This window comes from uncultured Rothia sp., from assembly GCF_963555405.1.
Lineage (GTDB): Bacteria > Actinomycetota > Actinomycetes > Actinomycetales > Micrococcaceae > Rothia.
In genome coordinates, this window is record NZ_CAUVVO010000013.1 from 1 (window position 1) to 13367 (window position 13367).

The 13367-nt window shown below is 56.0% G+C and carries 6 protein-coding genes; 2 read left to right on the forward strand and 4 right to left on the reverse strand.

Annotated features, from left to right (window positions below):
* Positions 1–962 (forward strand): hypothetical protein (locus RWL87_RS07985; RefSeq protein ID WP_313969511.1); only part of this gene is annotated, 962 nt, incomplete at its 5' end.
* 17 nt (positions 963–979) lie between these two features.
* Positions 980–1852 (forward strand): hypothetical protein, encoded by an 873-nt coding sequence (locus RWL87_RS07990; RefSeq protein ID WP_313969512.1) that lies wholly within the window; start codon positions 980–982, stop codon positions 1850–1852.
* Positions 1853–1942: 90 nt separating this feature from the next.
* On the opposite strand, the gene RWL87_RS07995 is transcribed toward RWL87_RS07990, so the two are convergent.
* The 4 genes from RWL87_RS07995 to RWL87_RS08010 all read right to left on the reverse strand — a co-directional run bounded on the left by RWL87_RS07995 (position 1943) and on the right by RWL87_RS08010 (position 13030).
* On the reverse strand, positions 1943–3967 hold the full coding sequence (locus RWL87_RS07995; protein ID WP_313969513.1) for a serine/threonine-protein kinase: 2025 nt from the start codon (positions 3965–3967) through the stop codon (positions 1943–1945).
* Between the two features lie 117 nt (positions 3968–4084).
* Positions 4085–8473, reverse strand: a complete 4389-nt coding sequence (locus RWL87_RS08000; protein WP_313969514.1) for an FtsK/SpoIIIE domain-containing protein — start codon at positions 8471–8473, stop codon at positions 4085–4087.
* Positions 8474–8591: 118 nt separating this feature from the next.
* Positions 8592–9869, reverse strand: a complete 1278-nt coding sequence (locus RWL87_RS08005) for a molecular chaperone Hsp90 (protein WP_313969515.1) — start codon at positions 9867–9869, stop codon at positions 8592–8594.
* A gap of 149 nt (positions 9870–10018) precedes the next feature.
* Entirely contained in the window at positions 10019–13030 is a 3012-nt protein-coding gene (locus RWL87_RS08010) for a chitinase (RefSeq protein WP_313969516.1), read from the reverse strand.
* Between the last annotated feature and the right edge of the window lie 337 nt (positions 13031–13367).

Sequence of the window (13367 nt, forward strand, 5' to 3'; positions counted from 1 at the left end):
GTGGTAACCCGGTTTCTTTGGTGGACCCGTGGGGCCTGTCGCCGGTGTCGGTGGAGGACTTCAATAAGTACCGCGAGCAGAAGGGCTCTTCTGGTATTACCGGTTGGGCACGGAATGTTGCTAGTGGTGCAGTAGCTTTGTGGAATCAAGGTAAGAAGTTGTACCAGGCTGCTACTGAGACTGCAAAGGGCCTATGGAACAAAGCAGTGGAGGGTGCAAAGGTAGCTTGGAATAACCGAGCTGTATTGGCCAAGAACGCTTGGGACAAGGCTAAGAAGTGGGTCGGGGAAAACTGGGAGTATATTGCAGGCGCCGGGCTGGTGGCAGTTGGAATAGGCATAAGTGCTCTATCTGTTGCAGGCGGTCCTTTGACGATGGTCGTATTTGGTGCTCTTGGAGGGGCAATCTCTAGCGCTGGCACGTCTATGATTACCCAAAAGGCACAGAAGGGGTCCGTTGACACTGGGGAGGTGCTGAAAGATGCGGCGATTGGCGCAGTAGTTGGTGGCATTACCGGCGGTATTGGTGGTCGTATTTTGGCTGGCGCTAGGCAGGCTGCTGGCGTGGTTACGAAACCTAATCTGTTTACTGGTACCGCTGCCAAAATCACTGATTGGAAATGGGCGAATAACCTGATTCGTAAGCCTGTTGATTACAAGCCTCTGGCAGGTTTGAAGGGAACCTCAGGGGTCGCCGATGATGTAGCCATGATGGCTCCAGCGCGAGAGGCTAAAGAGTTTATGTCGAAGCAGGTCGCACGATTCATGGCTCCCGGCGAACATACAATGTTTGTCTCTCGTGGCTGGTGGCATAATCTAGCTGTGTCGCAGGTGACTACTATGCAACCTATTAAGTTCGCAGTTAATTATGCTGTGGGTGGTCTTGTTGCTGGTGCGTCTTCTGTAGCAACATCGACGATGCATACTGCTGAGGATGTATGGCGTAACATTCATAAGAAATAGATAGATGAGATAGTAAGATGAGTACTTTTTCTGAGGTTTTAAGGATTTTATGGCTAATCTTCCTGTGGTTCTGCTTTAGCTTCATGATCTTTGTATCTCTAGCGATGGCCGTTATTGGGGGCTGGCCGTGGAGCGCGCTGTTCCTCATTATGTGTCCCGTATTCCTTGCAGTCATAGATACGGCTCACAGCGAAAACATTGGGGGTAAAGCAAACGGCGGTTCTTTCCACCTCTTCTTTCTCCTTCTTATATTCATCGGTGTGGCGGGCTTGATTGTTCTGACGGCTCTGACCGCTTTTGGGGTACTACGCACCGCGGATGCAACGCTGTGGACCCCAGAGACGAACTTCGCCTCCTGGTACATGGTTGGTGGACTGTTTATGGTCTTTGTGCTTCTCCAGCGTACCGAGCCTAATGATGAGATTCCTGACCTGCAGCGTATGGAACAGCTAGATAGGCGCTCAACCCGTGTGGGTGTTGTTTCGGCGGCTATTTTCACGGTTCTGTGCCTTGTGGTTCCTTTGACCAGTTTCATGACTGCAGGCTATGATCCGGTGGCTCTGGCGGTTGCGCTTTTCATGGCTCCGGGGTTCCTGCGTGTTGTGCGTGAGGGCCTCTTCTACCTGCAAGGTCCCCGTTTTGAGGAGGGAACCGAGGGGTACCGCATCCTGCGTGCCGTGTGCGTCGGCGTGGCTGGTTTGGCTGGGTGTATTGCGCTCGGGTACTTGGGCTATTCGCTGGTTCGCCTGGAGTTGCTGCCTGCGCTGTTCTTTGCGGCGTCGGTGGCGATGAATGGGTGGTCGGTGAAGAAGTACGTCACCGTGGGTATTACTATTCCCGAGGATGAAGAAGATGATGAAGCCCCCAAAACTACACCCGTAACTGGCTAAATAGAATGTAAGAAGCCCCTGGGTTGAGATACCACCTCTCAGCCCAGGGGCCTTCTGCATGCCAGCGGTTGCTAGCCTAGAGCGCCACCGTTAGCGGGTGATAATCGCGAAGTCGCTGCTGGACAGGTTCGTGAAATTACCAATCTGCGCGTTCAGGCGGCACTTAGACGTCACCGACAGCGCCGTCACCACCCGCTGATCCTCAGACACCAACACATGCCCCGAACAACCATCCGAAAAACTAATCAACTGAGCATCCGGAGAAATCGCCTGAACCAGCGTCGAAAACTCACCCGTACGCGGCAAAACCATCAACGGATTCAACTCATCCGCACCACTCGGCCACACCGGAACCACCGTCACCGGCAAAACACTCTGATTCACCACACGAGAAGGAACCCGCAACTCAATCGAACGCAAACGCTGAATCGGGTACGCCGTCGAACGAACCTCCCGATCAGAAATAGCCTTCGACGTCTCAGAATCAATACGGTTCACCCACTCCTCAAAAGCACGCGAATCCTTAAACTCAGCAGACACATTCGCCCGAACCTGCACCACACCATTAGCCGGGACACTCACCCCAGACAGATTCCACGAACACGGAACATCCACCGCAGTCACACTCGACTGATTCTTCGACACACCAGAAGACGCCTGACCGGCATCCCACGTCACCGAAGCACACGAACCACCCTCAACACCGGGAAGCACCTGCAAAATATCGCCCCGAAGAGCCGACTTCTGCGACGAAAACTCAAACGTCAGGCGGGCACTCTTATCCCGTGGGTTATACGTACCCTCAATACGGGTACCCAAACCACTCGGCAAAGACGCCGAACTACGGCTCGAAGCAGACCACGACTCAGCCGTCTTAGACGCCCCCTTACCGCCGCTCAAACCCACAAAAGCGAGCACACCCACAAGAATCAAAGAACCCAAGATAGCGCCCCACACCAGCGGGCGGCGCAACGGTGAACGAGCAGGCTCCTCATCCTCAACAACCTCATCAGGCACATATACCGGCTGCTCCACCACAAAAGGAGCCCGAATAACCGTCTCATTCTGCGCCTGACCCAGCGACGGCATACCCGCACCATACAGCTCCGTAACATTCTGCCCAGGCACCGCAGAAACAGCAGGCTCAGCACCATGAACCACCGTAGGCGTATAGCCCACAGCACCCGAAGACACCTCAACCCACCGAGGAAGCACCACATCAGTAGCGAAACCCTCAGCCAAAAGACGCAACTTAGCGGCAGCCTCAGCCGCCCCAGGACGCTGAGCCGGGTTCTCCGCCAACATCCCGTGAAGCACCTCAGCCATTTCAGCCGGAATCTGCGGCGACACCTGCACCGCACCACCACGCGCCGGAAGAGGACGCGCCGCCACCAACAACTCATGAAGAGTCACAGCGCACGCATAAACATCAACCGCCGGAGTAGCCACACCATGCGCAGAACGCTCCGGAGCCATATACCCCGGAGTACCAGAAAACGAACGAGAAGCCCCCGAACCCGCAGAGCCAGTAAAAGAAGCAATACCGAAATCAGCCACACGAACCTGCTGATCCAGAGACTCCCCCAAAAGACCGCTCAGCAGAACATTCTCCGGCTTAACATCCAGATGCATCACGCCCTGACGGTGAGCAAACTCCACCGCATTCAGAACCTGCACCATCAGACTCAACGCCAAACGAACCGGCAGCGGACCCTCAGAATCCAGCTTCTGACGCAACGAACCGCCATGCTGAAACTCCATCACCAGAGCTAGCACGCCACCCTCAACAACCATGTCCGTCAACGGCACAATATGAGGATGCGACAGCGCCAACAACACCGAACGCTCACGCACAAAAGACTCAAGAACCACAGGGTTCTCCGCAAGCTCCGGGCGTAGAATCTTCGCTGCATACAGAGCCCACGAGCCGCTCATCGTAGCAGCCCACACCTCACCGACCGCACCAGAACCCACCCGGCGCACCAAACGATACGAAGAGCCAAGGGGAGCGCCCGCAGCCAGACCCCCCACAGGCTGACCAGCAGCCTGCGGGGCAGGATGAGCATCACGACGCTCCGAGCCGGAGTACTGCGGCGAACCAGCAGGTACAGTCACGGGCTAACTCCTTAACATCAACTTCACAACAAGCAGGAAGACGCCCCAGACAGGGCGACCCCTACAGCAAAATAGCCGGTAAAGTTACACCATACCTCACCACACGCCAGATAAGCCCTACAGCCCGCCACGGTGCTGAGAATCCTCCGGACTCATCAGCTGCACCAGAACCGGCGACCCGGCAAGGAACGCATAACCACGACCAACACTCAGCTGAACCGGGGCGCGCCTCGGAATAGTACCGAACATGTCCATATCCGTATCAACATTCGGCTGAACCACAGCACCCGTACGGAACTTACGAATAGCCTTCGTCCAATGGCTATACAAAGGACGCAAATCAGTCGGCTTACCCGTAGCAATAATGTGAACGTCCGGGAAATCACCCTTCACAATCGCATCAAAAACGTTCATCGGGTCATCCACGCGGTCACCATCATCAATCAGCAACAGCACCGGGCCTGCGGCATCCTGCAACGCCGCCTGCACCTGAGCAGAAGCATTCTTGCTCTCAAACACCCGGTCAAAAACGCCCTCCGGCGCGTTCACCAGACCGGAACGCTGATCAAAGACAGCCCAAACCTCCGGAACCTCAGCGGCATCCATGCGTGCGTTCTCCGCTGCGGTAGCGTCACCAGACGCCAACGCCGCAGACACCGCCTGCTCCGCCGCAGCCCTCGCCCGAGAAACCAGACGAGCAAATGCAACCAGCAGAGAAGACTTACCCGAACGCGGATTACCCGCAACCATGGCGTGCTCACCCTCATACAGCTCGAAAGCACACGCCTCCAACGTAGCCTCCGCAATACCCACAGGGATACGCCACAGGCTCGGAGAAAACTCGGCGGCAGGCATGCTCTCCCACGAAACCCACGTCGGCAGCTGACCAATCACATCACGCTTAGCGGGAGCCTGCGGGAAGCGCTCACGAACCATAGAGACAGCCTCCTCCACGCCAACAGCGGGAGTAGCCACCTGCATCTGACGCAGATGCTTTGGATCAACGCAACGGCCGGGAATGGCGGCTGGCACATTTGTACCGCGAATACCGTACGACGAATAATCGTGAATATCGCTCAGCTGGAAGAACCACGTCTGCAACGAAGCATCAAGAATCTGCGAGGGGATATTCTTCGCACGGCTCGTCGACACCACGCAGTGAATACCAACAGCAGGGCCGTCCGCATACACGCGGTAGAAATTCGCCAGCAAATCCATGCTCACAGCGTCAGAGAACTCATCACGCAGCGTCGCAAAACCATCCAAAACAATGAAAAGAGGCTTACGGCGTGACGCGTCAGCACGGCGAGCATCAAGCTCCGACTTCACAAAACGCAAGAAACGAGCCTGACGCTCCCTGGCGCCCTGACCGGTACCCACAGCAGAAACAACATGCGGCAGAGAGTGTAGAGGCAGCAAACCATCAGCGCCCATGTCCACCAGAACGATATCGATGTCCTCCGGCGAATAATGCTGAGCCAAACCCAGCACCACAGACTGAATCGTCGTGGTCGTACCACTACCGGCAACACCCACCAACAGCAGGTTGCTCATCTCAATATTCCAGCCCATAGGCACCTGACGCTGCAGCTCAGGCTCATCACCCAAAGTACACATCAGAACACCGTCCTGGACACCACCCACAGTGGGAAGATCCGGGTCAGGGAAGCCACGCACACCAAAATCAGCCAAATCAACATACGAACCCAACGGCTCAGGCCACACCTTACGAGGAGCAACCGCACCACGAGCCGCGTGCGCCGCCACAACAGCATCAATCAGCAAATCCAGGTCATTCGCATCACTCGACGACACCTTCGGGCGCGCACGCTCTGAACGAGGAATACCGATACTATCGGTCGCGCGAACCTCCAGAGAAGTCACCACCTCAGTGCCACTCTGACCCGTCACCAGGGCAGTCTGCACCGGCGAAATATCATTCTGGCCCAGCTTCACATAGGCGCGACCCATCTGCGAACGCGAAATCTCCGAAGCATCCGGAACACCAATCACGTTCGAAGAATCCTCACGGCTCTGCACACGCAACGCCACACGCAAATTCGTATTCGCCAGAATGTCATCATTCACCACACCGGCAGGACGCTGAGTCGCCAAAATCATGTGCACACCCAGGGTACGACCCACCGCACCAATGCTCACCAGCGACGACAGGACATCAGGGAAGTCCTTCGCCAGCATCGCAAACTCGTCAATCACCAGCAGCAGGCGAGGCATCGGCTCCGGCGGGTTCGTCGCCAAATAATCCTTAATGTTGTCCACACCCTCGCCAGCAGCCGCAAACAGGCGCTGACGACGGTCCATCTCCGCCTCCAACGACTCAATAGCGCGGTGAGCCAACTGAGCATCCAAGTTACTCAAAGTACCAATCGTATGCGGCAGACGCTCACACGTCTTAAACGCCGCACCACCCTTAAAGTCAACCAGAATAAAGTTCAAACGGCTCGGATCATGGTGCGCAGCCAAACCCGCCACCAACGAACGCAAAAACTCACTCTTACCCGAACCAGTGGTACCACCCACCAGACCGTGAGGACCGTCCTTCACCAAGTCCAGCGTGAACGCGCCAGAGTCGCCCACACCAATCTCAGTACTGAAACCATTAGCCTGCGACCAAAACGCCTCAATATCCTCAGCACCCGGAGGGGTCGGCAAACCAACCAGCTCAGGCAGCTTCACCAGCTGCGGCAAACCACCACCCAGAAGCAGACGCTCAGGGTCCTCATGATGCGCCAAAGTACGCGCCACATGAAGAGCATCCTCAGCGCTCACACCGGCGAGCACACCGTCAGTGACCGTGTAACGGCGGCGAGGCTCCGAATAGGTCATAGAAGCCTCCTCACCAATCTCCACGACCGAAGTACACGACGCAGGAAGACGGTCAACAGAAGAAGCCAGCACAATACCGGCAACACGGCGAGCACCCGCAGCAGCAGTCTTATTCGCCATCAGACGTACTTCATCGCCATACGCCAAAAGGTCGCGTGCCGGCGACTCACGGCCCTCAGTGAGGGTATCCGAATCAACGACCACGCACAGGCCGCGGGTCGGAAGAGACTCAATGTCGTTGTATAGAGAGCGCAGCATCTGATCCGACTGCTCCTTACCAGAAGCAAACCAACGCATCTGCTGGTTCTGCGCCATATGCATGTGCGGAAGCCACGACGTCCACACCCAGTCCTGCGAGCGCGCCGAATCAGCGCAGACCGCAATCGTCATATCAGCAGGACCCGTGTGGGTCGCCGCCTGCAGCACCAGGCTACGCGCCAGGGCAAGAGACTGCTCACGCGGCCCCACAATACCGATAGCGCCGCCCTCACGCAGGTCAGCAACCAGCGGGGCATCCCACAGGGTATTGTGCTCAAGAATATGCTGAACCTCAGGCTCAGGATTGCTCGGCTTCGTCAGCTCAGGAGCCCAATGAATATGCCCAGTACCCACATGGAAAGTCAACAGGTCAGGGCTGGTGCTCCGGCGGCGCCACAGCGTCATCGCGGGAAGAAGCGCCCGCAGCTGAACGGCATCCGGTGCCGGGGCAAGGTCGTGAAGACGCTCAATTTCCTCACGGTTACTCAGAGCAATACGTTCCTTAAACTTCTCCATTTCCTGCTCAAAACGCACACGCTCCTTCACCTTATCCTTAGCGTGACGACGTTTCTGCTCCACCCACATGCCAATACTCAGAATGGGGCTGAGCATCGCGAAAAGGGCGTAACGAATCTCCTGCATAATGGCGACCATTGCCGCCGCCATAATAATCGGGCCCACCGCCATAGCGATATTGAACTTTGGCGGGTCAGAAACGTTCTTGCGGGTAGGTGCCTCCACCTTATCCGGGGCGCTCAATGCACCCTGACGCGGCGGACGGTTAAACGGTGCAGTACCCGACGCGCTCACATTCGGGGCGCTACCGGGGCGAGGCGCAGCCTTCTCCTGAGGAGCAGGCTGCAGAGTCAGAACACAATCGCCAACATGGATAGTGGTGCTCTCAGAAACAGTCAGACCCTCCTCGGGGATTTTCTGACCGTCCACAAAACTACCGTTCGTAGAACCTGGGTCAGTGATGCGCACCTTCTGAGTATTCGTCGACTCATCATGAACCACCTGCAAGTGCAGATGTTCCCACGACGCGCTCGCCGTGGGCAGCACAATATCGGCGTACGGGGAACGACCCGCCACCAGAGGACGCGAAGAGGGGATAGGACGCGGCAGGGTAACCGTCGAACCGCCGCTCAGGCAGACACTCCAGCCCTGCACCAGGGAAGGGTAGGAGAGCGGTGCCCTAGAGATGCGCATACCTTCCATCGGTTTGACCTCCGCCAGGGTGGAGGAGGCGGTCACCGGGCGGTTATCGCAATACAGCGGCTCGTCGGCAGGCAGGGAGGGACCACCGGTCGCCTGGACGAGATCAGCGATGGTCGTCTCAGGCTGCCAGGAGTCTAGTTCATAGCTCCCGTTATGCTCTTCAAGATCAAGGAAAAAGCGCATAAGGTGTTCTCCAAAATAGATAAATCATGAGCCCTGCTGGTGGACGGACTAGGAGGGAAACCCCGAAAAATCGGGGTGTGATGGGCTGGCTCTGTACAGTAGGCTCCGTGCGGAAAGGCTAGTCGCGAGATTCTGAGGTGAACGTGCGAAGCATCCACACGGGCGGATTTACCGCATCCGTTGAGGAAGACCCACCCTGAATCATCGAAGCTTCCGCGGTGGGGTAAAGAAGCCCCACTTGCCCGCCAGCGGCGTAGGAAGACGAGAAATCCAACGGATATGCGACCGTGGAATCTTTAGCGTCCAGCCGGAGAGTTCCTAGAACCCGTCGAACCGCCTCGGGAGTGTATTCACGAACCTGGCTCGTGGCATACGCAAAAGCCAAGAGCGCGTTATGGGAAGGAGCGTCCGCCCACGCTGCCGATTTCGAGAACGACTGTTCGCCTGACAAATCCTTGAGCGAAGAATCATTCTTCATACGCTCAACCGTCGATACAAATGCCGAGGAAGCACGACCGGCATCATCAGCACTTAGCGCTGCAGCACGTGCCTGAACACGCCCCACAATGCGAATATTGTCAGTCAGGGAGCCGCCGTTCTCCAGAAGAAGCCGCGTAAAAGGCTCCGTCAAAGCTTCCTCACCCGCAATCACGGGAGAAGTAATACCCGCCCTCTGAAGAGAACGAAGCACCTTCGCCTGGGTCGATGCCGAACCCGTCAAAACCAAAACAGGAGAAGAGCCCGAAGACTTGTCCCCCAGAAGGCGCGTCAGCTCCTTGAGAGTGTCCTTCATACTGTCTTCATCAGCAGAAACCTGAACGCGATGGGTATAAGGAAGGTCCGGTGCAGAACCCTCGCCCGCGTCCAACAGGATGGTGCGCACACCATCAAGCTGCTGCGAAGAACCCGTGCTAGAGACACCGGCAAGCGAACGAATAGCAGTCGTATAGACCTGCTTCTCCTGCTCAGGGTCCAGAGCAAAACTCCACACCCCATCGCCAGCATCTACCCGGTCATACGCCTCAATCACCGCAACATTGCGTTCCTTAGCGGCAGCCGTAGCACCCCGAAGATGCTCACCCCGAGAAGCAAGCACAATACCCAAAGCACCCTCAGACGAGAGCTTCTCAACCGCCTCACGGGCACCCTGCTCCGTTCCCTTATCGTTCGCATAAAGAACCTTCACAGAAGAATTACCCAAAGCCAGACGGTACTGCGCAACACGAGCACCCTGAGCATTCAGACGCCACGCAGACCCCTCAGCATCATCACCAAAAGTAGTAACAACACCAATAACAGGCTCACGGCCAGAGGCAGGAAGAGAAATAGCCTGCTGAACCGTCACCGCAGACGCAGGATTCGTACCCGTACCAAGCGGTAAAGGCTGAGGAGTCACAGCGCGCACGCCATACCAGATCCCCACCACCGCAAGGCTAAACAGCACACACAGACTGACACACCACACCACGGTGCGCTGAGTGAGCCGCCTGCCCTCGCGGCGGTGAGGACCTGAATCAGAGCCCAAATGAGGGGAAAACCCCACGGCTAATCACCAATCTGGAAGGTGTACACCGTCTTCACCTCTGCACTGCCGGCATTCGACAGATGGAAGGTCGGCAGCGAACGCAGACGCTGCAGCGACGCCTTGAACTGTGCCTGACGCTTCTGCAGAGCAGCAATGTCCTCAGAACGGAGGTTCGTGTAACCCTGAGCATTCTGCATCGCCAAAGCAAGCTGGTAATCAGCCGCACCAGCCTTCGCGCTATTGCTCTTGAGCGCGCCCAAGAGGCCAGCACCCTCAGCGTTGCTATCACCCAAATCAAGCATGAGCTTCGACAGGTCGTTATTCAGCTGAACGGATGCACCAGCCAAATCTCGGGTAGCGTTCTCAGCGCGGGTGCTCAGAGCAACCAGAGAACGCTCAGTCACCGAATCCAGAGACTGACGCAGGCCCTCAATACGATCATTCATATCCTTGTGCTGAACCTCGATGGACTCACCAGCCACCTGAACCACAGTATTCGCGGTATCAGTAATGCCAGCAATCGAAGCGGAGAATGCCTCCTTAGCAGCCGAAGCGCTAGAAGAACCATCGTTCGAAACCTTACGAATCTCCTCGCTAATCATGCCCGTCAGGGTCTCGCGAGTCTCATCGGCAGACTCCTTGAACGCTTCCTTAATAGCGGTGGAGAGGTCAGCCTGCATGTTCGTCATATCCTCAAGGTTCTTACCCAAAGCATTGACAGCATCCGAAGTCGAACGGATACGATCACGCAGAGAGACCTTAGCCTCCTCAGTAGGTTCTTCCTTCTTCTCTGCATCCTGGTTCTGCGCGTTTGCGGCATCGTTCAGGGTCTTCTCAACCTCACCCAGAGCACCATCGACCGCGTTCACGGCGTCGTTAAGGTCCTTGGCATCGCGAGCCAGACCCTCCTTGGGGTCATCCATCGAAGTGGCGGCAAGAACCTCATCCCACGCGGCTACCGCGGCAGCAATACGCTGCTCCATCGGAGTACGTGCGGCAGGAGTGTTCGAAGTGTAGGTACGCTCATTCGCGTTCTCCACCGTAATGACGCGAGTATTACCTTCAGTAGCAGTAGGCTCAGCGGAAGGTGCCTCAGAAGAAGGAGCGGCGGAAGGTGCCTCAATCTTCTTCGAGGGCTCCTCAGAAGGAGCCACAGAAGCAGACTCAGACGGCGCAGGGCTAGGAGCCTCAGAGGACGGGGCAGCAGACGGCGAAGCCGCGCCACCACAAGAAGAAGCCGTCAGGTATCCGCGCAGATGCTCCACCTGCTCAGCAGACAGAGAACCGCCACGCTCAGTAGACAGAGCGCAAAGCTGCTCTGCCAGTTCCTTATTCTGAGCGCTCATAGAACCAGAACCGTCCACTAGCTCCGCGCGAGCAGACGCCGCACGAGAATGAACGTTCTTGATGCTCTCAATCAGACGACTCGACGTTTCCTTCATCCGATTCACGTTCTGACGAGCCGCACTAACCTTCTCGCTCAAAGAACGCACAGCATCAGCATCAAGAGAAGACGGGTCCTTCTCCACCTGCTCAACAAGCTCATCCATCTGACGCTTCAACGCCGAATAGTTGTTGTTCGCACCCTTCAAATACTCCGGCTGCAGGTGATCCACAATCTTCTCACCGGTAGCAACCAGCGCAATCAAAGAGCTCTGCACCGTCACCGACGCGCCAAACAGGGCACAGGTCACCGAACCGTTAGAAGAACAAGTCTCAGCGGTCGGGTGCTCCGGGCCAACAATCTCACGAATCGAAGCCGTAAGATCCTGCTGGCAATCCGAACTTGCCTCCGCATACGCATTCAGAACAGCAGACAGCTGAGCCAAATTACCGTACACGCTACGGCTATTCGCACCCTCCTCACGATGCACAACACAACGACCGCCGCTATGCGAAACAGACACATTGGGGCGCGCCGACGTATCACCCAGCATCGAGTGAAGAGCAGCAACAGTACGCTCCAGCTGAGAAATCAGCTGAGAATTATTAGTCCGCGAAGCTTCAGAAAGATCCTTCTGCAGGCTCTCAATATTCGCCTGCAGACCCTGCATAGTCTTCGTCAACGATTCATTCTGAGTCTTCAGATGCTCGGCAGTGTCCTTACCCAAAGTTGCAGACGTATCATCCAGGCTCTGACGCACCTGAGCAACCTGCGAACTAGCGCTAGTCAGCGTCGTATTAACCTCGTTGACGGTATCAATAGTGCGCTGCAGAAGCGCCACCTGAGAGGCATCCTGAGAGGTGAAACCATTAGTAATGATTCCCGCACCAGACAAATCAGAAGCAAAACCAGGCTGCACTGAAATATTGAAGGTAGGCGCACTAAAATCCTTTGCCTTAACCTTCAACACAAAAGAAGAAGAACTACCAGTCACCGGAGGCGCCGAAATAGCACCCCACTGAACAACAGCCTTGCCCTCCTCATTGGTGCTCACCACACCATTCGTCGACGAATCAGCAGCGTCAGGGGTCGTAATAACCTGAGTAGGGGAACCCGAAAGAACAGTAGAAGCAGCAATAGAGAACGGAGTGCCAACCGGCGCAGGGCTAGTGCGGCTAGTGCCGGACGCATCGTAGGTGACGTCCTCAGTCTTCACCGTCAGGTTCTCAACCGTAACCTTAATCGTGATTTCGCCGCTGTAACCATTCAAATCATTCAGGTTAGTGCCGCTACCGCGCTCAGTAGAATACTGCAGGCTCACACGCACAGGAAGGTCATTGACGACGTCCTTCGGCTTGAACTGAACATTGCTCGAGGAGCTCGTGCGGTCCTTGTCATTAACGTAAATGTTGGTCGACTCAATCGATGAGACATCGCCGTCACGGCCCATCTGAACATTCACGTTCTGCAGAACATTAGTAGCGTTCTCCACCTGACGGGGGCTCTGAGAAGTAACAGTGCCCTTATCAGAAGGGGTGCTGTTATTGTTCGTGCCCGTGGAGCAAGACGAGAAAATAAGTGCCGTCGTGACACCCAAAATCAAAGGGAAGCGGAGTAGACGCTGACGCGCTGTGGTGTGGTTGGTCATGATGATCTTTTCGTTGAGTTATATACCGTGCAGACACACAACAGCGGCAAGTCTGAAACGCCACTGTAGAGTGCCCACCTGAGTGGAAAGGGTCAGGGGCAAAGCCGGAAAGAGAAAAAGCCCCGTACCACTTTATCAGTCCAATATGGGAAGGTTGATATTTTTTCCTCCTAGTCGGTGCCTCATCAGGATATTCAATTCAACCTTGAGGTGATAGTTAAAGGTATTTTTCATTTCGTTTCAACCTAGTGCACTTACCGAACTCTGTTCGACATAGAAAAACCCCGCGGCTGAGGTCATCCCTCAACCCGCGGGGCTTTCTCTATACAGTGCTCCA